At 73.4% G+C, this 25,138-nt stretch carries 17 protein-coding genes; 3 read left to right on the forward strand and 14 right to left on the reverse strand.

The genetic code is table 11. The annotated features are described in order from the left end of the window. The first annotated feature begins 225 nt into the window (after positions 1-225). Genes ettA through ACIQMV_RS13010 form a run of 3 tightly spaced genes read left to right on the forward strand, consistent with a single transcriptional unit; the run spans position 226 to position 3,068 of the window. Positions 226-1,890 carry an energy-dependent translational throttle protein EttA gene (gene ettA, locus ACIQMV_RS13000; protein WP_402592694.1) on the forward strand — a complete coding sequence of 555 codons (1,665 nt, stop codon included), beginning with the start codon at positions 226-228 and terminating at the stop codon, positions 1,888-1,890. Between the two features lie 9 nt (positions 1,891-1,899). Then, positions 1,900-2,346, forward strand: a complete 447-nt coding sequence (locus ACIQMV_RS13005; RefSeq protein WP_141360806.1) for a thioesterase family protein — start codon at positions 1,900-1,902, stop codon at positions 2,344-2,346. Further along, a complete protein-coding gene (locus ACIQMV_RS13010; RefSeq protein WP_402592695.1) occupies positions 2,343-3,068 on the forward strand; it encodes a hypothetical protein in 726 nt (241 codons plus the stop codon). The genes ACIQMV_RS13005 and ACIQMV_RS13010 overlap by 4 nt, the downstream gene beginning before the upstream one ends. A gap of 10 nt (positions 3,069-3,078) precedes the next feature. Here the strand turns inward: ACIQMV_RS13010 and ACIQMV_RS13015 are convergent, their stop codons facing one another. The 14 genes from ACIQMV_RS13015 to ACIQMV_RS13080 form a co-directional block, all read right to left on the reverse strand. After that, positions 3,079-4,038, reverse strand: a complete 960-nt coding sequence (locus tag ACIQMV_RS13015) for an ABC transporter ATP-binding protein (RefSeq protein WP_402592696.1) — start codon at positions 4,036-4,038, stop codon at positions 3,079-3,081. A gap of 49 nt (positions 4,039-4,087) precedes the next feature. Beyond that, positions 4,088-6,835 (reverse strand): ABC transporter permease, encoded by a 2,748-nt coding sequence (locus tag ACIQMV_RS13020; protein WP_402592907.1) that lies wholly within the window; start codon positions 6,833-6,835, stop codon positions 4,088-4,090. A 1-nt stretch (position 6,836) separates the two neighbouring features. Beyond that, the gene (locus ACIQMV_RS13025; protein ID WP_402592697.1) at positions 6,837-10,118 is read right to left on the reverse strand and encodes an FtsX-like permease family protein; all 3,282 of its coding nucleotides are present in this window, start codon (positions 10,116-10,118) and stop codon (positions 6,837-6,839) included. Between the two features lie 153 nt (positions 10,119-10,271). Further along, positions 10,272-10,676, reverse strand: coding sequence for a globin (locus ACIQMV_RS13030; RefSeq protein WP_141360814.1), 405 nt, complete (start codon positions 10,674-10,676; stop codon positions 10,272-10,274). A gap of 105 nt (positions 10,677-10,781) precedes the next feature. Next, entirely contained in the window at positions 10,782-12,077 is a 1,296-nt protein-coding gene (locus ACIQMV_RS13035; protein WP_402592698.1) for an FHA domain-containing protein, read from the reverse strand. 93 nt (positions 12,078-12,170) lie between these two features. Continuing rightward, positions 12,171-13,517 carry a VWA domain-containing protein gene (locus ACIQMV_RS13040; RefSeq protein ID WP_402592699.1) on the reverse strand — a complete coding sequence of 449 codons (1,347 nt, stop codon included), beginning with the start codon at positions 13,515-13,517 and terminating at the stop codon, positions 12,171-12,173. 136 nt (positions 13,518-13,653) lie between these two features. Beyond that, a complete protein-coding gene (locus tag ACIQMV_RS13045; protein WP_402592700.1) occupies positions 13,654-15,369 on the reverse strand; it encodes a PP2C family serine/threonine-protein phosphatase in 1,716 nt (571 codons plus the stop codon). Between the two features lie 3 nt (positions 15,370-15,372). Beyond that, positions 15,373-17,913 (reverse strand): tetratricopeptide repeat protein, encoded by a 2,541-nt coding sequence (locus ACIQMV_RS13050; protein WP_402592701.1) that lies wholly within the window; start codon positions 17,911-17,913, stop codon positions 15,373-15,375. Positions 17,914-17,921: 8 nt separating this feature from the next. Then, positions 17,922-19,229, reverse strand: a complete 1,308-nt coding sequence (locus ACIQMV_RS13055) for a hypothetical protein (protein ID WP_402592702.1) — start codon at positions 19,227-19,229, stop codon at positions 17,922-17,924. An 80-nt stretch (positions 19,230-19,309) separates the two neighbouring features. Further along, the gene (locus ACIQMV_RS13060; protein WP_402592703.1) at positions 19,310-20,326 is read right to left on the reverse strand and encodes a glutamate ABC transporter substrate-binding protein; all 1,017 of its coding nucleotides are present in this window, start codon (positions 20,324-20,326) and stop codon (positions 19,310-19,312) included. 35 nt (positions 20,327-20,361) lie between these two features. Continuing rightward, positions 20,362-21,810 (reverse strand): hypothetical protein, encoded by a 1,449-nt coding sequence (locus tag ACIQMV_RS13065; RefSeq protein WP_402592704.1) that lies wholly within the window; start codon positions 21,808-21,810, stop codon positions 20,362-20,364. A 199-nt stretch (positions 21,811-22,009) separates the two neighbouring features. Beyond that, complete coding sequence (locus tag ACIQMV_RS13070; RefSeq protein WP_402592705.1) at positions 22,010-22,981, reverse strand: N-acetylglucosamine kinase; 972 nt, start codon at positions 22,979-22,981, stop codon at positions 22,010-22,012. After that, the gene (locus ACIQMV_RS13075) at positions 22,972-24,237 is read right to left on the reverse strand and encodes a 6-phospho-beta-glucosidase (protein ID WP_402592706.1); all 1,266 of its coding nucleotides are present in this window, start codon (positions 24,235-24,237) and stop codon (positions 22,972-22,974) included. The genes ACIQMV_RS13070 and ACIQMV_RS13075 overlap by 10 nt, the downstream gene beginning before the upstream one ends. Before the next feature lie 5 nt (positions 24,238-24,242). After that, positions 24,243-25,136: a carbohydrate ABC transporter permease gene (locus tag ACIQMV_RS13080; protein WP_402592707.1), complete on the reverse strand. Its 894-nt coding sequence runs from the start codon at positions 25,134-25,136 to the stop codon at positions 24,243-24,245. Between the last annotated feature and the right edge of the window lie 2 nt (positions 25,137-25,138).

Consider the following 25,138-nt stretch of genomic DNA (forward strand, 5'->3'; position numbering starts at 1 on the left):
GTCCTGCTGTGTGCAAAGTGATCGCCACCGGGCCGTCCGTGGGCCGTGCGAGGGTGCCCGAGGCTGATCAATGACGACCGGCAGTGACAGACCAGCGCCAGCCGCCAGCAGCGAAACCCCAGGTCAGAGCCCCCCGGCCGCACGGGTTTCCGCGTAGGGGTGGCGGTACGGCAAGATGGGGTGTATCTGCCCACTGCCTGATTTCAAGCTGCCGGACGGTTTCTCTTGGCTGAGTTCATTTACACCATGCGCAAGGCGCGCAAGGCGCACGGCGACAAGGTGATTCTCGACGACGTCACCCTGAACTTCCTGCCGGGTGCCAAGATCGGCGTCGTCGGCCCGAACGGTGCCGGTAAGTCGACCGTGCTGAAGATCATGGCGGGGCTGGAGCAGCCGTCCAACGGTGACGCGTACCTGTCGCCCGGCTACACCGTCGGCATCCTGCTGCAGGAGCCCCCGCTGACCGAGGGGAAGACGGTCCTGGAGAACGTCCAGGAGGGCGTGGCCGAGATCAAGGGCAAGCTCGACCGGTTCAACGAGATCGCCGAGCAGATGGCCACCGACTACTCGGACGCGCTGCTGGAGGAGATGGGCAAGCTCCAGGAGGAGCTCGACCACGCCAACGCGTGGGACCTCGACGCCCAGCTCGAGCAGGCCATGGACGCCCTGGGCTGCCCGCCCGGCGACTGGCCCGTCACCACCCTCTCCGGTGGTGAGCGCCGCCGTGTCGCGCTGTGCAAGCTGCTCCTCGAGCAGCCCGACCTGCTGCTCCTCGACGAGCCCACCAACCACCTCGACGCCGAGTCGGTGAACTGGCTGGAGCAGCACCTGGCCAAGTACGAGGGCACCGTCGTGGCCGTCACCCACGACCGGTACTTCCTGGACAACGTGGCCGGCTGGATCTGCGAGGTGGACCGCGGCCGGCTGCACGGCTACGAGGGCAACTACTCCAAGTACCTGGAGACGAAGGCCTCCCGTCTGAAGGTCGAGGGCCAGAAGGACGCCAAGCGGCAGAAGCGGCTCAAGGACGAGCTGGAGTGGGTGCGCTCCAACGCCAAGGGGCGGCAGGCCAAGTCCAAGGCGCGTCTGGCCCGCTACGAGGAGATGGCCGCCGAGGCCGAGAAGATGCGGAAGCTGGACTTCGAGGAGATCCAGATCCCGCCGGGCCCGCGCCTGGGCAGCATCGTCGTCGAGGTCAACAACCTCAGCAAGGCCTTCGGCGAGAAGGTCCTCATCGACGACCTCTCCTTCACGCTGCCCCGCAACGGCATCGTCGGCGTCATCGGTCCGAACGGCGCGGGCAAGACCACGCTGTTCAAGATGATCCAGGGCTTTGAGCAGCCGGACTCCGGCAGCATCAAGGTCGGCGAAACGGTCAAGATCTCCTACGTCGACCAGAGTCGCGGGAACATCGACCCGAAGAAGACGCTGTGGGCCGTCGTCTCCGACGAGCTGGACTACATCAACGTCGGCCAGGTCGAGATGCCGTCCCGGGCGTACGTGTCCGCGTTCGGCTTCAAGGGCCCGGACCAGCAGAAGCCCGCCGGTGTGCTCTCCGGCGGTGAGCGCAACCGCCTCAACCTGGCGCTCACCCTGAAGCAGGGCGGCAACCTGCTGCTCCTCGACGAGCCGACCAACGACCTCGACGTCGAGACCCTGTCCAGCCTGGAGAACGCGCTCCTCGAGTTCCCCGGCTGCGCCGTCGTCGTCTCCCACGACCGGTGGTTCCTGGACCGCGTGGCGACGCACATCCTCGCCTACGAGGGCGAGTCCAAGTGGTTCTGGTTCGAGGGCAACTTCGAGTCGTACGAGAAGAACAAGATCGAGCGGCTCGGCCCGGACGCCGCACGGCCGCACCGCGCCACCTACAAGAAGCTGACCCGGGGCTGATCGAAGCAGATGCGCCACATCTACCGCTGCCCGCTGCGCTGGGCGGACATGGACGCGTACGGCCACGTCAACAACGTGGTGTTCCTCCGCTACCTGGAGGAGGCACGCATCGATTTCCTGTTCCGCCCGGACAAGGAGTTCAAGCAGGGGTCCGTGGTGGCGCGTCACGAGATCGACTACAAGCGCCAGCTCGTCCACCGGCACGCGCCGGTGGACGTCGAGCTGTGGGTCACCGAGATCAGGGCGGCGTCCTTCACCCTCACCTACGAGGTCAAGGACGGCGACCAGATCTATGTCCGCGCCTCGACGGTGATCGTGCCGTTCGACTTCGAGGCGCAGCGTCCGCGCCGGATCACCGCGGAGGAGCGCGAGTTCCTCCAGGAGTACACCGACGACGCCGGCACCGGTGACGACGCCGCGGTCGCGGGCGACAAGGAGGAGGCCGTCGCCGCATGACGGCCCTCCACCTCGCCGATGAGACGGAGGCGGCCGACCTGGCCGCCTTCCTCTCCCGGCTGCTGCACTACGACCGTTCCGCCGCGGTGCGCCTCCAGGCGTCGGGCACGGCGCTCGCCGTCTTCGGACGGCCGGCGTCCTTCGAGGTGCTGGCGGTGCGCGCGGTGCGGCTCGCCGAGCCGTACCGGAACGACCCGGACGCCACCCTCGACGTGACCGTCTCCGCCGGTGAACTGCTGGAGTCCGTCGACGAGTCGGCGGCCACGGCCGCTGTCCCGGCGGCGGTGACCGGACCGCCGTGGGCGGGCGTGCTGCCGCCGCGCGGCGGCTGGCGGGCGGAGCCGGGGCTGCCCCCGGCCGGGGCCCTGGGTGCCATGGTGGCCGCCGCGGTCGCCGAGTTCCGCTCCCGTACGCGAGAGTTGGCGCAGGAGCAGCGCACGCGCGCCGAACTCGACCGGATCGGGCGGGAGATCTGGTCCCGGCTGGTCGGCGAGACCCAACTGCCCGTGCGCGCCGTGCACGCGGCACAGTCGCTGCGGTTCCTCAGGCCCCCCGTCGCCGTCGGCGAGGGGGACTCCGCGAGGCTCCCGGCGACCCCCGGCACGGAGGATCTCGCGCTGCTGTCGTCGGGGACGTGGCTGCGGCTGCGCACCCCCTACGGTTCGATCGCGGTACGGCGGCCGGAGGCCGGACTCGGCTCCCTGGACGTCAGCGTCCGCTGAACGCGGCGGCTCAGCTTCCCTCGCTGTCGTCCGGCCGCACCGCGATGTGGTCGGGCTCCAGCTCCAGCGCCACCCGGTCCCGCATCCTCAGGGCCTGGGTGTACTCGGCGGGCAGTTGCAGACGGCCGGCCCGGTCGAGCATGGCGTACTCGCGGCTCACCAGCTTCTCGTCGCCGGTCGCCGCGTCCACCTCGCTGCGGCGCAGCACCTCGGTGGAGGTGCGGCCGTCGCGGATGGCGACCGTGCGGCGGACCTCGCCGGCGACCGCCTGGTCGTGGGTGACGATGACGATGGTCGTGCCCAGATGCTCGTTGGCGGTGCGGAAGGCGGCGAAGACCTGCTCGCCGGTGTGGGAGTCCAGTTCACCGGTGGGCTCGTCGGCGAGCAGCACCGCGGGGTTGTTGGCGAGGGCCACCGCGATCGCCACGCGCTGCTGCTGGCCGCCCGACATCTGGTGCGGGCGGTGCTCCCGGCAGTGACCCATCTCCAGCAACTCCAGCAGTTCCAGGGCGCGTTCGGCCTTGGCGCGGCGGCTGCGCCCGCGGGTGCCGGACAACTGCATGGGCAGGGCAACGTTCTGCGCCGCCGTCAGGTAGGGGAGCAGGTTGCGGGAGGTCTGCTGCCAGACGAAGCCGACGACCTCGCGGCGGTAGCGCAGGCGGTCCTTCGCGGTCATGGCGAGCAGGTCGTGATCCCCGACCCGGGCCGCGCCGGCCGTGGGGGTGTCCAGCCCGGCGAGGATGTTCATCAGGGTGGACTTGCCGCTGCCGGACGCGCCGACGAGGGCCATCAGCTCGCCCTCGCGGACCAGCAGGTCCAGGCCCTGGAGAGCCTGGACCTCCACGCCGTCGGCGGTGAAGATGCGGACCAGACGGTCGCAGCTGATCAGCGCGTCGTGGCCGTAGGCCGGGCGGGTGCGGTTCGCGGTGGCCCGCTCGGCCAGGTCGGCCAGGGTGGGGTTCGTCGTCATCGGGGCTCTCCTGCGCGGCGGCTACGGCGACTGTGGCGGTCCGGTTGGTTCATCTCGCGTCCCCCGCTCTCAACTCCCGCACCGATCCCTTGCGTCCCGTCCACCACGCCTGGCTCACAGCGATCGCCACGGTCAGCAGCAGCACCGCCGTCGCCGGCAGGGCCAGCGAGAGCGGGTCGGTGCGCAGCGCGTTCCCACCGGTGGCCACTGTCGTCGACGGCAGTGCGATGGCCGTCAGGTCGATGCCGGGGGAGAGCAGCAGGACGGTCGCCCAGCCCGTCAGCGCTCCGCCCGCCGCGGCGAGCAGTGCCTGGGGCAGGGACTCCAGGACGAGCAGGCGGCGGCCCTGCGCGCGGGTGAGGCCCATGGTGCGCAGGCGGGCGAGGAGCGCGGCACGCTCGGGCGCGGCGCGCAGCAGGGCGAGCAGCAGGGCCAGGACGGCGTAGCCGGCGCCGGCGGCCACCGCCACCGCGTAGACGCGCTCGGCGCCGGACTGGAGAGGCGAGTCGACGTACTGGGCCCGTTCCTCGGAACGCAGGTGCAAGGACGCCGACTTGCCCACCGTCCGGCGCAGGGCGCCGGCGTCCGGGTGGCCGGTCAGGAGCAGCGTGTTCGTACGGGCCGTCTCGCGGCTCAGCCCGGCCCGGTCCACGACCAGGAAGCTGGTGCCGACCAGGGCCGGGGTCCGGTCCCGGACGGTGACGATCCGGACGGTGACGTCGGTGCCGTCGCCCAGCATCACGCTGAAGGGCTGCTTGCCGAACATCTCGGCGATGGTGGGGGAGGCCAGTGCCGGCAGCGGGTCCCGGGGGCCGTCGGCCGGCCGCCGCAACTGCCGCTCGGGAAAGGCGCCGAGCCCGGTGCTCCTGGCCAGGGATGCGTAGGACGCCGGGTCGACGCCCGCCAGGGACACCCGGGTCAGGTCCGTTCCCGCCTTGGCCTGGTAGTCCGCGCTCACTTCGGTGAGTTCCCGCACGCCCGGTGTCCGGCGGACCCGGTCGGACAGTCCGGCCGGCAGCGCTTCGGTTCCCTCGACGCGGGCCTCGGCGCCGACGGCGAGGAGAGCCGCTTGGTCGCGGGCACCGGCCACCCCGGCCAGTACGGAGCCTCCGAAGGCGGCGGTGGTGAGCGCGGTCAGCAGCGCCAGCAGGGGCAGCATCGCCGGGACGGACGTACGGCCCGCACGGGCCAGGGACAGATGACCCACCGCCCCGCGCAGCCGGCCGGCCGGACGCATCAGCCAGCGCAGCGGCAACGGGTACAGGCGGACCAGCAGCAGCGCCGCGATCACGCCCACCAGCACCGGGGCCAGGAACACCAGCTGGTCCCCCGACCCGCCCGAGGCACCGGCATCCTCCGACGGCCCCGAGACCCCGTACCGCCGCAGCGCCTCCACCGCTCCCGCCGCGATCACCAGCAGCGTCAACTCGGCGACCGTGCGGCGCTGGGAGGGACGTACGGACACCGTGTCCTCGCGCGGTCCGTGGACGCTGACCGCGCGGTGGACGACCAGAGCGCGCACGGGCAGCGCGGCACAGGCGACGGCGGTGACCGCGGCGGCCGCGAGGACCGCGTAACCCAGGCGGCCTTCGGGGACCGCGAGCAGGGCCGCACCGAGTCCGAGTGCGCCGGCGGGCACGGCGACCACCGCCGTCTCGGCGAGCAGCCGGCCGGCCAGACCGGGCAGGGAGGCGCCGCGGGCGCGCAGCAGGGTGAGTTCGAAGCGGCGGCGGTCGGCGGCCAGGCCACCGGCCATCAGCAGGACCACCGCGGCGACCGTCCCGCTGCCGAAGGCGGCGACCGCGACCAGCGGGGTGATGCCGGAACTCAGGCGGCCGTAGGAGATGAGGACGTCGTCGAGGTCCGTGTCCACCTGCGTGACCGGGTCGGTGGCCGCACGCACTTGTACCAGGCCCGGCCCGGACTTCAGGTTCGCGACCGCGGACTTCAGGCCCTCGAGGTCGTGGGCCTGGAGGGCGCGGGTCTCGGGAGCCACCTGCCAGTAGCGCAAGGGGGTTCCCACGGTGCCCAGCAGAGCGGGGGCGGCCTCGGACGGCAGGAGCAGTGCGCCGAGCCAGTACATCGGTGGTTCGGGCTCGTCCGAGGGCACCTGGACCAGGGCCGGGGTGCGCAGCAGCGGCGCGGTCGACCAGTAGGCGCCGTCGGGCTCGCGCGGGGTGACGATGCCGGTGACGCGGACCGCGAGCGACGGGCCGGACACGGCCGGTACGTGGATGACCGAACCGACCTCGATGTGCAGGCTCTTGGCCGTCGCGGCGCTCACGGCGGCCTCCACGTCCGGGGTCGAGGCCGTCACCCGCCCGGTCGCCCGCGGCATCCGGCCCGCGTGCAGCGAGGAGTGCTCGGCCAGTCCACTGGGTGCGACCAGGCGCACTTTCGCGGGCAGCCCGCTGGGCCTGGGGATCCAGCGGTCGGGGACGGGGAGGTCGGTGCCGTTCACCACCCCGTACAACGACTGGCCGGGGTCGGCGACGAGCGGGCGCGGAATGGCGCCGAGGACCTTGGTGTGCTGCCGGCCCAGGGCCGGCGGGAGCAGCGCCTGTTCCCGTTGCCGGTCCGGGGCCTCGGGCACCGGGGCGTACATCGTCAAGGTGGTGCGTGGCGGGGTGGCCCGATCGACGGCCTGGGCCAGACCGGCGTTCTCGTACCGGTCGAGCGCGCGGGGGAACGCGGCCGCAAGGCACGCGGTCAGCGCGACCAGCAGGGCGAGGGCGGCCGCGGCACCCGGCGCGGTGCGCAGGCGTACCCGGACCCAGGCGGGAGTGACGGCGTTCAGCTCACTCACCTCCGCGGTCTCGAAGGGACAGCGCCGGGTCGGGCCGGCGCAGGGTCAGCACCGCCGTGACGACGAGCGGCGCGGCGGCGACGGCCGCCAGCAGCAGGACCACCCGAGCGGCCGGCAGTTCGACCAGGACGGTCGGCAGCGGTTTCGCGGCCTGCCCGGTCAGCACGATCAGTGGGATCACCGTGCGGGCCAGTACGGTGCCCAGAACCACGCCGACCGCCAGCGCCAGGGCCACCAGCACGCCCTGCTCGGCCGCGAGTGTCCGGGCCAGTTGGCGGCGCGGGGCGCCCATCGCACGCAGGAGGGCGAACTCGGCGTCCCGCTCCCTCCGGGCCCCGACAGCCCCGACCAGGAAGCCGACGGCGGCCAGCGCCGCCGCGGCCGCGGCAGCCGCGGTGAAGGCGGCCGCGGGCCCGGCGCCGAACGGGTCGTCGTGCAACTGGGCGGCGATCTCGTCCCGCACGATCACTCGCGCCGGGTCGATGTCGGGCAGGGCCCGCAGGGCCGCGGCCACGGCCGCCGCCCGGTGGGCGTCGGCGTTCAGCCACCATTCGGTGGGCGCGGCCCGGTCGCCGGAGTGTGACTGGAGCAGCCGGTTGACCGACCGCAGGTCCATCAGCAGACCTCCGCCGTCGTGCGCGGCGTCCGGGGAACCGCCCTGATCGGCAGTGCCCGTGGTCGGCAGCGCCCGCACCGAACGCACGATCCGGACCGGAACGTTCTGGCCGCCGACGGTCACGTCCACCCGCTGCCCCTCGCGTGCGCCCGTGGAGTCCAGGAAGCGGTCGGTCGCCACGGCCGCGACCTCCGGCTGCGCGGGCTGCGCCACCTGGAGCCGCACGGTCACCGAGCCCGTCACCCAGGGCTGGTCGTGCGGCACGTAGCCGGTGCCGTAGGTGACGGTCAGCGGGCGGGTCGACGTCACGGCCGCCTTGGCCGGGGAGGTGCCGTCGTCGCCGTCGGGAGTGGAGGCGATGTTGTTGCCGATCGAGGTCGCCTTCCAGGCCGTCGGCGCACTCAGTCGCCGTACCGTCCCGTCGGTGCCGGTGGCGGTCACCTCGGAGACGGTGAGGCGGTGCCGCTCGGCGACGTCGACGGGCTGGTTGAGGGACAGGTCGAGACCGATCAGGGTCAGGCGGCCCGCGTCCGCGGGGAGGTCCAGGTCCAGGGGGTGGGAGCGGCCGTCGGCGGGCAGCGTGCCCAGCGGCATGCGGTACGGGACTCCGCGACCGTCCTCGACGGTGACTCCCATGTCCACCGGCATCCTCGTGCCGGAGCCGTGGATGCCCGCGGTCAGCCGCAGGCGGGCCGTCCCGGCGGGCAGCTTCAGCCCCGCCGTCGGGCTCTTGGGCGCGAGCCCCGCCAGCAGTGGCCGTACGGAATCGGACGCGAGGTCGGGGCGCAGCAGCATCGTGTCCGCCGCGTTCGCGGTGTCCAGCGCGAGCACGGTCGCGGCGCGGTTGCCGGACAGCGGCAGCGTGGCGCGGACGGCGGGGGCGGCGGCGCTCACGTGCGGGAGGCCCGCGTACTGCTCGGTGCGGCCGAGGTCCCCCTCCCCGGCGGCCAGTACGCGCACCGGCGCACCCGCCCGGAAGTCCGCCTGGTCGTCCTGCGAGCGGTCCCAGGAAGCTCCCTGACCGATCGCCAGCATGCCCAGCGCGATGGCGAGTACGAGCAGCAGCACCGGCCCGGCCCCGCGCATCGGGCGGCGGCTGAACTGCCAGCCCGCCAGCGCGGCCGGCAGTCCGCGGCCACCGGTCGCGCGACGCTCGGCCAGCCGGGCCACCGGCGGCAGCAGCCGCAGGGTCAGCACCGTTCCGGCCAGCAGGGCCAGTGCGGGCGCGATGACCAGGAGCGGGTCGATGCCGAGCGCGCCCGTGAGGTCGCCGCCGACCGCGCCGGAGGGCTGCCGGTTCAGCTGCCAGTACGCCACACCGGCCACCGCCAGCAGTCCCAGGTCCGCGCCGGCGCGCAGCGGCGCGGGCAGCGTACGGGCCCGCGAGCCGGTCGTGAACGACGAGGTCAGCGCGGGCAGCGTCACCGCCATCGCGCAGCCCAGCGCCACGGCCGCCGCCACCAGCCAGACCCCCGGCCGCCCGGTCGCGGAGACGTCCGGGTGCAGTCCGATCCGGGCCAGGGCGCCCTGCCCGGCCAGCAGCCTGGTCAGCGGTCCCGCCAGCAGCGGTGCGCAGGCCACGGCGGGCACGGCGAGCAGCAGCGCCTCGGTGGCGGCGAGGCCGGCGATCCGGGCGCGGGAGCCGCCGCGGGCCCGCAGCAGGCGGGTCTCCCCGCCGCGTTCGGTGCTCAGCAGCCGGGCGACCAGCAGCAGCGCGTAGCCGGCGAGCAGCGCCAGCTGGAGCACGGCGATCATCAGGGTGGAACGGGCCACGAGCAGGGAGCGGTCGATCCGGTCCAGGACGGCGGGCAGCGAGGACGTGACCTCCGGTGTGCCGCTCACCGCCGTGGACGTGCGCAGGGACGCGGCACTCTCGCGCACCGCGTCGCGCAGCGCCCCGATCCGTCCGGTCGTCAGCGTGGAGAAGTCCGCCGACGCCTGCCACGCGGTCTGTCCCGCGCTCACTCTGCCGCCGGTGACGACGGCGGGGTCGGTCAGCAGCGGCCCGTACATCGTGAAACCGACCTTGCGGACGCCGCGGCCGTCCAGATCGTCCAGCCGCCAGTACGGCGCGTCGGCGTGGACGGGGCGGTAGAGCCCGGTGATCCGCACCTGGGCCTTCCGGCCGTCGAGGCGGTCGGTGAGGTTGAGCCGGGCGCCGGGCTTCAGCCCGAGGCGCTGCGCGGCGGTCTGCGGCAGCGCGACCTCGAGGTCACCCGTCGCCGTCTCACCGGGGAGGCGTCCGGAGACGAGCCGCACCTGGGTGGGGTCCATCGCCGCGAGGTACGTCAGGTCCGGGTCGCCCGAGCGCTCCGCCGGGGGCCGCAGGGACAGGGGCAGGCCGTAGGGGCCGGAGCGCACCAGGGTGCGCACGGTGACCGGCAGTCCGTCGAAGGCCTTGCGGGCCTGCTCGCCTACGGCGGTGTCGGCGGCCGCGCGCTTCTCGGACGGTGTGTCGACGCGGACGACCAAGGTGGCGTCGGCGGCGTTGCGCGGGTCCCGCAGGGAGTGGCGCAACGCCGCGTCGCCGATCGCGCCGGAGTAGGCGGTGAGTGTCGCCAGTACCGCCGTGGTCAGCAGCACCGTGAGCAACGCGGCTGCCAGCAGCAACCGGTGCGCCCGCGCACGCAGCAGGACGAATCCAGTGAACCCCGCCACCCGGCTCCCCCTGCCGTTGTCCAGACCTTTTCGGTGATGTTGTCAGAGGGAGTGCGGCGCGGGTAACCGTTGGTGGGCCGAGCTTGACCGGATCGTGATCGGAATCCGGCGCCGGATGACCGGAATCCGGTACTCAGGTTTCTGTGTGGCGGCTCAGTCGGGTGTGTTCACCATCGACGCCGCCGCGTACGTCAGGTAGTTCCACAGCGTCTGCTCGTGCTCCTGCGACAGGCCGAGCTCGTCGACGGCCACCCGCATGTGCCGCAGCCAGGCGTCGTGCGCCGCCCGGTCGACCCGGAAGGGCGCGTGCCGCATCCGCAGCCGCGGATGGCCGCGCCGCTCGCCGTACGTCGTCGGACCGCCCCAGTACTGGATCAGGAACAGCCGCAGCCGCTCCTCGGCCGGTTCCAGATCCTCCTCGGGATACATCGCCCGCAACTCGGGATCCCCGGCCACCCCCTCGTAGAAACGGTGGACCAGCCGGCGGAAGGTCTCCTCGCCGCCGACCTGCTCGTAGAAGGTCTGCTCCTGAAGCGTGCCACGCCGAATCTCATTCACCCGTCCATGCTCTCAGACGGCCGGACGGAGGACCGGAGGCCTAGGACCTGCCCGGATGACAGGGCCTGGACTTCCGGGTTCCCGACGTGTTCCGGACGAGAGACCCTAGCCGCGCCTGATCGTGATCGTCGTCCAGGCGCCCACGTGCACGCGGTCGCCGTCCTGGAGGGGGACCGGCACGAAGGGCTGGATGGGGTCCTCCGAGCCGTTGACCGTGGTGCCGTTGGTCGAGTTCTGGTCGACCACCGCCCAGCTGCCGTCGGGCTGCTGGACCAGCACCGCGTGCTGGTGGGAGACGCCCGGGTCCTCCGGCGGGACCGACAGGTCGATGTCGGGGGTGTCGCCGGTGGAGTGCCGGCGGCGGCCGATGGTGACCTGGTTGCCGGTGAGCGTGCGCTGCTGCTCGGGCGAGTACGCGGGCAGGTTCAGACCCGCGGCCTCGGGGCCGGAGCGCTGCATCATCGCCATGAAGTAGTCGCGGTCCGGGCCGATCGTCGCCGTCCAGGTCGCGGGCTGCTGCGGCTGCTGCGGGAAGGCCGGTCCCGGCGGGGCCTGGGTGACACCCGGCTGCGGGTAGCCGTAGCCGTAGCCGCCCGCCTGGCCGGGGCCGGGACGGCCGGGGACGCCCGGACCGGAGGGGCCCGTGGACGACGGCGGGGAGATCACCCAGTCGTCGTCACCGCCGTGCTGCGGCCGACCGGTCTCCTGCGGGAACCCGGGCGGTGCCGGCGGGCCGGGCTGCTGGAACGCCTGCGGGGCACCACCGGGCGCTCCGGGGGCACCGGGCGGCGGCGGAACCGGCCGTGACGGGTCGCCGCCGAAGTTCGGTGGGCCGGGGCGGCCGGGGGGCTCGGTGCCGAAGTTCGGGGGTCCGGGGCGGCCGGGAGGCTCGGTGCCGAAGTGGGGCGGGCCGGGGCGGCCCGGGGGCTCGGTGCCGAAGGGCGGGGCGTGCGGGATCGGCTCGGCGGGCCGGTTCACCTGGGACGGCCGGGAGCCCTGGTACTCGAACGTGTCGCCGCCGAAGGCCTGACCGGGCGGCTGCGGGAAACGCGGGCCGGGACCGGGACCGGGCGGCGCGGCGGGCGTGTACGAGGTCGCCGTGTTCGTCAGGAAGTTCCACCGGCACTCCTCGCAGAACGGCGCGCCGCCCTCACGGGGCGTACGGCACTGCGGGCAGAGCTCCGGCTCGGGGTTCGGTACGGCGGACAGGTGCGGGCGCCCACCGGGCACGCCGGGCGCACCCGGCTGACCGGGGCCGCCGGGCCCCGGCGCGGGCGGGAAGCCGTAGCCCCCGACCGGAGGCGGCGGGGGAGGCGGAGGCACGGCACCGGCCATGCGGTGACCGCACACCTCGCACCAGTCGTCGGAACCCGACTGGTGTCCGTTCGGGCAGGTCGGCATGTCGGCGCTTCCCCCTCTCCTTCTCCGGCCGGTGCGGCCGGATTTCTCCCACCCCGAGGGGTCGGGCTCGCTGTCCTGGGCGGTCTTCCCGTGTCACTTCTTCACGCGAACGGTCTTGGTGGACCGGGTTTCGAGAGTCATCTCGTCGGCCTCGTCGACCTTCGCTTTCAGTCGCACAGTACCCGTCGCGGCGTCGACCACGTCCACCACCTTCGCAAGCAGTTTCGCAGTATCCGCGTTCCCCGAGGCTCCGGCGAGCTGAACAGCGCGGCCCAGCTTGGCCGTTGCTCCATCGAAATCGCCTGCTTTACGAAGGTCGAGGCCCTGCTGGATGGCCTGCGCCAGTTCGGCCTGCCCGGTGTAGTGGGCCACCTGCGGATTGATCGAGGTGGAGGCGGTCATGTCGTCGGTCCACACGGCCCGTACCAGGCCCTGGGCGCCGAGGTTCTGCACCGTGCCGTCCGGTTTGGGCACCACCAGGGAGATCCGGGCGGCGAGCATCTCCTGCCCGATGCCGGCCGCGGGCACCTCCACACAGAGGTGGTAGTCGCGGGACTCGTCCCCCCAGGATCCGGTGGGATAGTCCCCGGCGCGCGGGCCCGCCTCGGCCCGGCGGTCGGTCAACTCCTCAACGGATGGAGCGACTTGTTTGACGAACTTGATGGTCGTGCCCACCGGCGTCCATACCCGCAGCCAGACGTCCGCGACCTCCTTGCCCATCGCCGTCTCCATCATCCGCGTGAAGTCGGCGGCCAGGCCCGCCGGGTCGGCGACGATGTCGGCGGTGCCGAGCAGCGCGGAGGCGATCTGTGTGACTTCTTTCACTTCCCAGTCGGTGCCCACGCCCCGCGCGTCACATGTGAAGCGTCCCGCGCATGCGTCGAGTGTCCGCCGGAGGTCCTCGGGCGACTCGTGCTCGTTGCGGCCGTCGGTGAGCAGGATCCCGTGCCGGATGGCGACGTCGGCCGAGGACAGCAGCCGGTCGGCCAGCCGCAGCCAGGTGCCGATGGCCGTGCCGCCGCCCGCGCTGAGCCTGCGCAGCGCCTGCTTGGCCTGGTCGCGGGTGGTCACGTCGGCGACCGCGAGCCGGCCGCCGCCCGGATAGACCTCCTTGGCCACGTGCGTGCCGCCGATCACCGCGAAGTGCACACCGTCGCGCAGGGTGTCGATCGCGGCGGCCGTGGCGTCCCGGGCGTTGCGCATCTTGGTCGGCGGATAGTCCATCGAACCCGAGCAGTCGACCATGAGCGCCACCGCGGCGGACGGTCCCTGCCCGGGCGTGTACAGGTGCGGTGCCGCGACCGCGCTGCCGATCGTGCCGCCGCCGGTCGCGCTGACCGTGACGATCGAGTTGACCTCCCGGCCGCCCTCCGGCAGGTACTCGTTCTGGTACACGTCCACCGCGAACTGCGGCACGCTGGGCTTCGAGAAATTCGCCATGCTGTCCCAGATCCCCCTCTGGACCCCGTGAACGGGGACGACGACTGTGGACGGACCGGCCCCCGCCGGCCCGCGGAGCTTCCCCGCGCCGAGGGCTCGGCCGGGGGGTCTCGTCACGCGCCCCCGCGTACGTCCCTCAGGCCGATCCTGCCCCCTGCGGCGTGGCCGGGAACGGCAGGACGGCCACTGTTACGTTGTCGTGGCCCCCGCCGTCCAGGGCGTGGCCGACCAGGACCCGGGCGCTGTGCAGTGGGCGCACGGCGGCGTCGAGGGGGACGGCCTCGGCCATCTCCCGGGCCGTCTCGGCGTAGTTCCACAGCCCGTCCGTGCACACCACGACCACTCCCGGCCGGTCCGGCTTGAAGGAGGCGGTGTGCGGCTCCAGTTCGTAGGCGTCCGCGCCGAGCCAGCCGGTGATCGCGTGGGCGCGCTCGTCGGCGTACGCCTCCGCCTCGGACATCAGGCCCGCGGAGACCATCTGCGCGGCCCACGAGTCGTCCTCGGTGAGCCGGGCCGGGGGCGCGCCGCGGTCCACCGGGACCCAGTAGGCGCGGCTGTCGCCGACCCAGCCGACGACCAGCAGTCCGGAGGTGACCACCGCGCCGACGAACGTGCAGGCCGGCGCGTTCTGGTGGGCGGAGTGCCGGCCGGCCGGCGCGGGCTCCCCGGCGATCGCGTCGACCGCCTGCGCGGCGGCGACGATCGCGTCGTGCATGGCCTGCTGCGGGTGCGTGCCGCGGGGCAGCGCGGCCAGCAGCGACTTGCTCGCCGCTCGGGAGGCGGCCAGGGAGGCGTCGTCGGGGCGGGTCGCGGAGGACACGCCGTCGCAGACGATCGCCGCGAGGGCGGGAGAGCCGTCGGGCAGCGCGGTACGGCCGAGGGCGAAGGCGTCCTCGTTGCGGTGGTGGCGCAGGCCGCGGTCGCTGACGGCGGCGATCGGGCCCGACTCCTGTTCCATGTGGTCGCGTTCGCGCGGCTGGGCGTGCCCGCAGTTCTCGCAGTAGCCGTCGCTGTCGACCCGGCCGGCCCGGCAGGCCACGCACACCGTGGTGGCCTCGCCCGGGGCGCCGTCGCCCGGGCTGCCCTCGGCCGGAGCGGCGGTGTCGGAGTCGGCGGGCACGCGCGGGTCCGGCGCCTGCAGCGGGTACTCGTCGGGCTCCGCCGGCCGGTCGAACCGCACGCCCGAGGCGGACGCCCCTTGCTGCTGTGGCTGTCCCTGTGGCTGCGGACCTTGGCCTTGTGGCTGTCCCTGTGGCTGCGGACCTTGGCCTTGCGGCTGCGGCTGTGGCTGCGGACCCTGGCCTTGCGGCTGCTGCTGAACTGCGGCCTGTGCGTGGGCCTGCAGCTGCGGCTGCGGCTGCGGCTGCGGCCGGCCCGTCGCCCGGGCCTCGGCTGGTGGCTGTGGCTGCGGCTGGGGTTGACCCGTCTGTGGCTGCTGCGGGGACTGCGCCACCGGATGCGGCCGCTGCTGGACCGCCGCCTGCACTGCCGCCTGGGCCTGCGCCTGGGACTGGGCTTGAGCCTGCGCCTGTGCCTGCCGTGCCGGTGCCGGCAGCGGGGAGCCGCTCGAGTCCGTGCCCGGCAGGTCCGTCGGCAGATGCAGCCGTGGCGGGGCCTCGGACGCGTCCGGGTGCGGTGCGCGCGGCCATACGGCGTCGTCGGCACGCTCGCCGGGGCCGGCCGGGCGCGGCACCGCGCCGCGGTCCATGGTGAGCGTCGGCGTGTCGCCCGGTCCCTCGGCGGCCGCGGACAGGTCGTACCCGCACGCGCCGCAGAAGCGGTCACCCGATTCGAGCGGCTCCGCACAGCTCGGGCACTTCGGCAGCGCGGCCTGCTGGTGCATCTGCGACATCAACTACACCCACGTCCGGGGGCGGTAACGGTTGGCACGTTCCACCAGGTCGATCCTCTCCTCGCCACCGGGCGCCAGCCGGGCCAGCGTGCGGTACGAACGCTCCAGGCCGAAGCGGAGTCCCCGCTCGTCCAGATCGCTCCCGAGCAGCACCCGCCGGGCGGCCGGGTCGGTGGCCCGGCCCCCGGAGAGTACCCAGTCCAGGGCGCAGCCGAGGACTTCCGCCGACAACAGCTCGCGCCGCGCCGGGTCCAGACCGTAGGCCTGAAGTGCCTCGACCTGCCCGGAGGCGGCCGTCAGATCGTCCAGGAACGGCGTGTCGGACGCCGCCGCCGTACGGTGCCTCAGCCGTGCCCGTACGGCCGCCACGCGCGCCGCCGTGTAGTGGATCGAGGACTCCGGAACGGACTCCAGGGTCCGTACCGCGCCGGGCCGTTCGCCGGTGGCGAGCTGCACGCGGGCCAGCCCGAACGCGGCGCTGACCTGGCTCGGGTCGGTCGACCACACCAGGCGGTAGTACTCGGCGGCGTTGTCGAGCTGGCCGAGCACCTCGGCGCACAGACCGAGCGCCAGCTTCGGCGCGACCTCACCGGGGAAGGCGTCGTAGACCGCGTCGAAGGCGAGGGCCGCCTCCTCGTGGTCGCCGGTGACCAGGGAGGCCACGCCCCGGTACCAGACGACCCGCCAGTCGTCCGGGTTCCGCTGCTCCAGTTGGCGCAGGACCTCCAGCGCGGTGGCCGGTTCGCCGGTCTCCAGCCGGGCCCTGACCTGGCGCAGCCGGGTCTCGGCCGACTGCGAGGGCGCCGCCGCGAGCGCGTGCGCCAGTTCCCCGGGCGCGGACGTCAACAGGCCTGCCAGAAAACCCGCGTTCGGGTCACTCGGGTCGACGTGGGGGACCGGCAGGGCGAGCGCGGCGGCGGGCGTGTCGACGGGCTTGACGAGCGCCGGGAGAGCCGGGAGAGCCGGGGCGTTCGGCGTGTCCGGGACGCCGTGGCCGTGCGCGGTACCGGCCGCGAGGGCCGGGGCCGATCCGCGCGAGCGTGTCGCCCGCGCTCCCAGCCGGGACACGTCCCCGTCCAGCCTCGGGAACAACTCCGTGTCCGTCACCCGCAGTTCCGGGCCGAAAAGCGTCGAAAGAGCCGGCCGGGCCCGGCCGGTCTGGAGGGACACGACCTCCCGCAGCACGCCCGTGAGCTGCTCCGCCATCTCCTGCGCCGAGGCGAACCGGCGGGCCGGGTCGGGGTCGGTGGCACGGACCAGCAGGCGGTAGAAGGACTCGTACTGGCGGAAGACCTCGATGTTGTCGGGGTCGGGCAGGGAGTCCGCGAAGACGTTCGTGTAGCCCTGGAAGTCGAAGGTGAGGACGGCGAGCGTACGGCCCACCGTGTACAGGTCGCTGGCCACCGACGGGCCGACCTCGGCGACCTCGGGCGCCTGGTAGCCGACCGTGCCGTAGATGGCCGACTCGTCGTCGTCCATACGGCGCACCGCGCCCATGTCGATCAGCTTGAGCTGGTCCTCGGTCTGGATCGCGTTGTCGACCTTGAAGTCGCAGTACAGCAGGTTGCGGCTGTGCAGATGACCGAGCGCCTCCAGCGCCTCGATCCCGTACGCGCAGGCCTGCTCCACCGGCAGCGGGTCGCGTCTGCTCTCCGGGGTGCGACGGGAGTTGGCGATCTCCTTCAGCGACTTGCCGCCGACGTACTCCATCACGATGTAGCCGTCGAGGGAGCCGGTGCGCTGGTCGAGGTGCTCGACGAAGTTGTAGATCCGCACGATGTTGGCGTGCTCGATCTCCGCCAGGAACCGCCGCTCGGAGATCGCCGCCGCCATCGCGTCCTGGTCGCCGGTGTCCAGCAGGCCCTTGAGGACCACCCAGCGGTCGGACACGGCCCGGTCCACGGCGAGGTAGATCCAGCCCAGGCCGCCGTGCGCCAGACAGCCCACGACCTCGTACTGGCCGTGGACGATGTCCCCGGCCCTCAGCTTGGGCATGAAGGAGTACGGGTGCCCGCACTTGGTGCAGAAGCCCTCCGTACGGCCCGGGCGGTCCCCCCGCGCGCGCCCGACCGGCGCACCGCAGTCCGAGCGCGAGCAGAACCGCTTGCGCTCCGGCACCTCGGGGTTCTCCAGCACCATCGAACGCGGGTCCGGCCGCGGCACCTGCGGCACCTGCACCAGACCCGCGCCCAGCCGGCCGCGGCCGGAGGAGCCCGTCGTGGAGCCGGAGCTGCGCACCGACACCGACCGGCCGGTCGCCTTGCCCGACAGCGAGCGCGAGAGCCGTCCCGACACCGAGCGGCGCGATTTCGACGACTGCGACGACGTACGGGAACTGCGGGCGCTGGAGGCCGAGCCGCCGCTGCCCACCGAACCCCGCGAGTCCCCGCCGCCGGTGACGCCGGTGGGCGGCGAGCCCACCATGCCGGTCGTCGAGACGACCGGCGCGAGACCGCACGTGTCGCAGTACAGCTCGCCGCCGCCGACGTCCTCGTACGACCCGCCGCAGCCCGGCCGCTGACAGGTCTGCCCCGCCTGACTCATGACTCCCCCTACCGTCCCTCGGGCCCGCCCTGCTCCGGCACCCGCGAGCCGCCGAGCGACTCGGCCGCCGCCTGCTGGTAGCGCAGCACGGCCTGTTCGGCCACCCGCAGGTCGCAGGGCGCGCTCCACAGCATGCGGCGCGCCGCGTCGTACCGCTCGACCAGCAGCGGGTCCTCCGCCAGGCCGTGCCGGGCGACCTTCGCCTTGTACGCGTCCAGCCGCCCGCGCAGCTCGGCACGGACCGCCAGCGGCGCGGTGACCGCCGTCAACGACTCGCGGGCGCGCTGAAGTTCGTCCTCCGCCTTCTGCTCCAGCGACTCCAGCAGCGGCGACAGCCGGTGCCACCGGGCCTGCCTGCGGTACTCGGCGGCCGTCGCCAGCTGCTCCTGAAGGGCGGTCGGCGGACCGCTGACCACCGGTACCTCCGTGGCGGCGATCTTCGCCAGCACCTCACCGCGCGCGGTGCGCGCCTCGGCGAGCGTGCGGTCCGCGCGCGAGAGCACGTCCCGCAGCCTGATCAGCCGCTGCTCGGCATCCTGCCGGACCCCGAGCACGGCGTTGATCTCCCGGCGCACCTCGTCCAGCGCCCGCGCCTCCCGGTCGTACACCGTGGTGTCCGGCCGTCCGCCGCCCGGCGCCGAACTGCCCTGCGCGGGCACCCAGAAGGCGAGCGGATCGGAGATCACCTCCGCGCGCAGCCTCGTCAGCGTGCGCGTGACGCGCTCCAGGTCGTCGCCCGCCGGATGCTCGCCGGGGCGGACGCCGACCGAGTGCGCGAGCCGGCGGGTGCGCTGGAGCTCCGCGGCCAGCAGATCGATCCGCGCGGGCAGCGCCGACCACACCGCGTCGGCGGCGACCACCATGTCCAGACCGGTCGCGTACAGCTCGTTCATCCGGTCCACCAGCGTGGCCAGGGAGAAGCTCTGGCTGAGCCGGCCCGGACCGGGCAGGGCGGGCGCGCCCGCGGCGGCCGCGCCGGGGACGGTGACGGCCTCTCCGCGCAGCAGCCCGGTCAGCTCCACCAGGTCCTCGCGGCTGGACCAGCGGCGGCGGGCGCGGATCTCACGGGCGGTGCGCAGCGCGCCGCTGTAGGCGTCGAAGTACGCCCACAGCAGCGTGATCGACGCGTCGGTGGCCGCCCAGCGCTCCTCGGTGACGCCGGTCAGCTCGGCGCCTTCCAGGAGTCTGCGGCCCGCGTGGTCCTGAAGGGCGAGCAGCGAGGTCTCGATGGCCTCGTGCTCCGCGTCGAGCCGCGCCAGCGCACGGTCCACCTCGTCCCGGTCCATGACGGGCCCGGCGGGGTCCGTGACGCCCATCGATCACCTCTCGCTGCTGCGTGTCGCCTGTGTGCTGCCGGTTCTGCTGCTCCGTCGGTGCCGCGCCGGCCGGTGACCGGTCACCGGTAGCTCGGCGTCGGCGCGGTGGCCGACGGTGAGTCCTTACCCAGCGTGGCGGACAGCCACGTCCCGTACGACGCCTTCCAGCCTCCGTCCTTGCGGTAGTTCTCCAGTGTCCGGTTGACCTGGCGGACCAGGTCGTCGGCACCGAGCTTCATGGCCACACCGTAGAACTCCTTGGTGAAGGAGGCGCCCTTCAAGGCCACCGTGGGGTCCTGCGCGGCCTGGCTGGCGGCGAGCGCGCCGTCCGTCACCACCGCGTCCACCTCGCCGAGTTGGAGCCGCACCAGGCAGTCCAGCTGGTTGGGGACGGTGGTGGTGATGTCGGTGGACGCGGGGAGCCTGCCGTCCCTGGTGTCGGCGGACAGGTGGTCGTAGGCCGTGGAGCCGGTCGCCGAGCAGATCCTCTTCCCGGCGAGGGAACCGTCGTAGCCGGTGATGCCGGAGGTCTTGGGGGCCAGGACCTGCTGGCCGGTCAGGAAGTAGGGGGCGGAGAACGCCACCTGCTTCAGCCGGTCGCAGGTGATGGTCATGGTGCGCACCACCATGTCCACCCGGCCGCTGCGGATCGCGGGTATCCGCTCGTTGGTGGGGATGGCCTTGAACTGGACCTTGTTCGCGTCGCCGAGGATGTCCTCGGCGATGCGGTGCACGAGGTCGATGTCGAAGCCCTCCAGCGCGCCGGAGGCGTTGTTCGGGTTGCGGTAGCCCCAGCGGTAGCTGTTCTGGTCGACGCCGACCGACAGATAGCCGCGCGACCGGATGGCGCTCAGCGTGGGGCCGCCGGCGCCGGACGGGGACGGGCTCAGGTTCTGCGCCTGGCTGTCCTGGCAGTTGTCCGCCTTGGACTGCGTGCCCTGAGCGGCTCGGGAGCCGCTTGCGGCGGGGCCGCCGCCGCCCTGCGGCTGGGTGCGGGGCAGCAGGAGGACGAAGGCCAGTGCCAGGGCGCAGACGGCCGCCATCGCGCCGACACCGCCCCAGCCCTTCAGGCCGGCCCGCAGACGTCGTGCTCGCATCGCCACGCCCCCTTTCACCGCTGCCACGCTCCCTTTCACCGGTACTCCGAAAGCCTGCGCCCGATGCCCAGCACCGCGCCGGCCGCGCCGAACACCGCGAGCACCGCGGAGCCGACCGGCAGGCCCGTCATCGCGGCCCGGCCGTCCTCCGCGGCCTGCCGGAACCGGCCCGTCTCATGGGTGAGCGCCGACGCGAGGGAGGCGTCGACGTTGTCGAAGCACTCACCCGTCGACTCCGTCCGGTCCTTGGCGGTGGTGCCGATGACCCGGTCGCGTGCCTTCTGGTAGTCGCCGGAGTCGTTGGCCTGGCGGGCCAGTTCGTGTCGTTGCTTCCACACCTTCATCGACTCGTTCGCCGTGTCCACCGGCTTTCTGCCCCCCGGGTCCTCGGCGAGGGCGCCGGCCCGGGACAGCGTCCGGGCGAGGGTGCCGAGTTCCTGGTCGTACGCCCAGTCGTAGGCGTCCATGACCGTGCCGTCCTTCAGCGTCTTGGTCTCCGCGCCGCGGCTGACGAGGGTCAGGTTCTCGTCGCTGCGTGCCTTGAGGGAGGCGATACGGGCGTCGTGCAGCACGTTCAGCGAGCGCACGCCGTGCGTGTAGGAGCCGTTGAGTCCCGCGCGCGCGACGCTGTGGCCGATCACCAGCCACAGCAGGACGACGGTGGTGGCGGCGGTCGCGGCGACCAGGCCGTGGTTCAGCACCCGGTTCGTGCGCCGGTAGTTGCGCCGCTGGGCCCAGGCGAGGGCGGCCAGGGCGACGACGCCGAGGGCGATCGCGGCCCACGGGTACGGTGTCGCGTCCCCGTAGTCGGAGCGGAGCCGCTGGTTCTCCTTCTGGTACAGGTCCTCGGCCGCCGGGAGCATCTCGTCCTGCATGGTCTCGTTGGCGGCGCGCAGGTACGCGCCGCCCACCGGGAAGCCCTGGCGGTTGTTGGCGCGGGCGGACTCGACCAGGCCCTTGTAGCGCGGCAGGAGCTCGTTGAGCTTGGTGATGGTGGCCGCGGAGGGGCTGCCGGGGGCGGAGTTGGCGGCGGCGGTGACCAGCTTGGCGGCGGCCGTGCGGACATCGGACTCGTAGCGCTCGCGGGTGGCCTTCGTCTCCTGGAGACCGGCCAGGTAGCCACTGGTCGCCATGGTGTTGGCGTCGGCGAGCGAGCGGTAGATGTCCGCCGCGTCGGAGCTGAGCGGCTGGCTGCGGTGCAGGACGTCGTCGGCGGCCGAGGAGCGGTCGGTGGCCTGGAGGGCGGTGACGGCGCCGAAGGCCAGGACGAGAAGGGCGATGACGGCGCCGATGACGCGGAGGCGGCCGGGCTCCGTGGTGGCGGCGGCGCGCAGGCGTTCGGCGCCCTCCGCGAAGGCGGTGCGGCGCGGGGGCGCGGGGGGCCGCGCGGCGGGAGCGGGGACCGCGGGCTGCGGCGGAACCGCCGGCAGGGTGGGCAGGCCCGGGCCCGGCGGTGCCGAACTGCTCGTCGGCGGTTGTGTCACTGCTGACCTCCCCCGTGGTCATCCGTCGCCGCAAGTATCGCTGCCGGGACCGGCATCCGCACCGGCCTTCACCGGAACTCGGCCGGGCCGCAGTGCGCCCGCCCCGTACCACCCCTTGCCCATGAATACGCCGGGGGAACCAGTTCGGTTCCCCCGGCCGCGCTCGCGGGATGCCCACCGTCGGGATGCCCACCGTCCCTCACTGTTCGAAGTGGGCCCGCACCCTTTCCCGGGCCGCCGCCGGCGCTCCCACGTGGTCCAGGCCCAGGAGGGCGGCGCCCAGGACCGGACGGGCCGTGACGACCCGCGGCACCGCTTTGGGGGCGCGGGCGGCGAGCAGGTCGCGTACGGCGTCGTCGAGCCGGGGGTGGCGGGCGGCGAGGACACTGCCGCCGAGGAGGACCGGTGTCTCCTCGTCGAGCAGACCGAGGCGGGTCAGGGCGACCGTGGCCATGGCCACCACCTCCTCGGCCTGGCGGTCGACGATCGTGCGGGCGATCGGATCGCCCTGGTCGGCCGTGGTGAACAGGACCGGGGCCAGTTCGTGGCGGCGGTGATGGTCGACGTGCCCCAGGTGCAGCGCCTCGATGAGGGCGTACACGGAGGCCAGCCCGAAGTGGGCGGGGAGGGTGCGGGACAGGGCGGTGGGCGCGCCGCGGCCGTCCTCCGCGCGGGCCGCGTACCACAGGGCCTCCTCCGCCAGGCCCCAGCCGCCGCCCCAGTCGCCGGAGACGCGGCCGAGCGCGGGGAAGCGCGCGGTGCGGCCGTCCGGGAGCATGCCGACGCAGTTGATGCCGGCGCCGCAGACGACCGCGACCCCGCGCGGTTCGGCCACGCCCGCGCGCAGGATCGCGAACGTGTCGTTGCGGACCTCCACCGTCGTGCCCCACGCGCGCGCGTGCAGGGCGGACGCCAACTGCTCCTCCTCCACCGGGAGATCGGCGTTGGCCAGGCATGCCGAGACATGGCCGGCGGCGGTGACGCCGGCCTGCGCGTACGCCCGCCGGACCGTTTCCTCCAGGGCGTCCACCGCGGTCCCGACACCCACGGCCGGCGGCCGGAACCCGCCGCCGCGGGCCGTGGCGAGGACGTGCCCGTCGGCCGCCACCACCGCCACGTCGGTCTTGCTGTTGCCCGCGTCGATGGCGAGGACGCTTGCGGTCAGGCCCACGCGAGGTACTCCCGGTTGTGCGCGACGAGTTGGTCGGTGAGGGCCTCGGCGTAGGCGTACTGGCCGATCAGGGGGTGCGCGAGGAGGGCGCGGAAGACCCGGTCCCGGCCGCCGCGCAGGGCCGCCTCCAGGGCCAGGTCCTCGTACGCCGTCACGTCCGCCATCAGGCCCGCGTACAGCGGGTCCACGTCGGAGACGGGGAGGGGGACCGGGCCCTTGGAACCCACCGCCGCCTGCACCTCGATCACGGCGTCGTCCGGGAGGAAGGGCAGGGTGCCCTTGTTGTACGTGTTCACCACCTGGTACGGGTTGCCCCCTCCGCCCAGCAGGGCCGCCGCCAGGTCCACGGCCGCCTCCGAGTAGTAGGCGCCGCCCCGCCCGGCCAGCAGGGCAGGCTTCTCCACCAGGGCCGGGTCGCCGTACATCGCCAGCAGCTCCCGCTCCATCGCCGCCACTTCGGCCGCCCGGGACGGCTTGGTGCGCAGCTCCTCCACGACCTCGTCGTGCGCGTAGTAGTAGCGCAGGTAGTAGGAGGGCACCACGCCCAGGCGGTCCAGGAGCGGGCGGGGCAGGCGCAGGCCGCCGGCGATCGACTCGCCGTGCTCGGCCAGGAGCGCGGGCAGTACGTCCTCGCCCTCCGGGCCGCCCAGACGCACCCCCGTCTCCCAGGTGAGATGGTTCAGGCCCACGTGGTCCAGGTGGACGTCGGCGGGCGCGACGCCGAGCATCTGCGCGAACTTGCGCTGGAAGCCGATCGCCACGTTGCACAGGCCGACCGCCCGGTGGCCGGCCTGGAGCAGGGCGCGGGTGACGATGCCGACCGGGTTGGTGAAGTCGATGATCCAGGCGTTCGGGTTCGTGCGGCGGACCCGGTCGGCGATGTCCAGGACCACCGGGACCGTGCGCAGCGCCTTGGCCAGACCGCCCGCGCCGGTGGTCTCCTGGCCCACGCAGCCGCACTCCAGGGGCCATGTCTCGTCCTGCTGCCGGGCCGCCTGGCCGCCGACGCGCAGCTGGAGCAGTACCGCGTCGGCGCCGTCGACGGCCGCGTCCAGGTCGGAGGTGGTGACGACACGGCCGGGGTGGCCCTGGTGGGCGAAGATGCGGCGGGCCAGTCCGCCCACCAGCTCCAGCCGGTCCGTCGCCGGGTCCACGAGCACGAGTTCCTCGACGGGCAGGGTGTCCCTCAGACGCGCGAAACCGTCGACGAGTTCGGGGGTGTAGGTCGAGCCGCCGCCGACCACGGTGAGTTTCATGCTGTTCAACCCTTCACTCCGGTGAGTGTGACGCCCTCGACGAACGCCTTCTGGGCGAAGAAGAACACGAGGATCACTGGGGCCATGACCAGAACGGTCGCGGCCATGGTGAGGTTCCAGTCGGTGTGGTGGGCGCCCTTGAAGGACTCCAGTCCGTAGGACAGGGTCCAAGCGCCCGGGTTCTCCGAGGCGTAGATCTGCGGGCCGAAGTAGTCGTTCCAGGCGTAGAAGAACTGGAAGAGGGCGACGGCCGCGAGACCGGGTCTGGCCATGGGGACGACGACCTTCAGCAGGGTGCGCAGCTCGCCGCAGCCGTCGACCCTCGCCGCGTCCAGGTACTCGTTCGGAATGGTCGTCAGGAACTGCCGCAGCAGGAAGACGGAGAACGCGTCGCCGAACGCCATCGGGATGATCAGCGGCCACAGCGTGCCGGACAGGTCCAGCTGCTTGGCCCAGAACAGGTACATCGGGATGATGATCACCTGCGGGGGCAGCATCATCATCGAGATCACCAGCATGAGCGACAGGTTGCGGCCCCGGAAGCGGAACTTCGCCAGCGCGTACGCCACGGGCAGCGAGGACGCGACCGTCAGGACCGTGCCGAGACCGGCGTAGACCAGCGTGTTCCGCCACCAGGTCAGGAAGCCCGGGGTGTCGAGGACCCTCTTGTAGTTGCCCCACTCCCAGGTGTGCGGGACCAGGTCGCGGCTGAGGGCCTGGCTGTCGCTCATCAGCGAGGTCAGCAGGACGAACACGAAGGGCAGGACGAAGAACAGCGCGGCCGCCACGCCCAGCGAGTGGACCGCGATCCACTCCAGCACCGCCCTGCGGCGGGCCGTGCGCTCGGCGGGGGAGGGCCGTGCCTTCGACCCCACCGGCTTGTCGAGCACTTGGGCCATCG

It is taken from the genome of Streptomyces sp. NPDC091412, assembly GCF_044756885.1.
GTDB lineage: Bacteria > Actinomycetota > Actinomycetes > Streptomycetales > Streptomycetaceae > Streptomyces.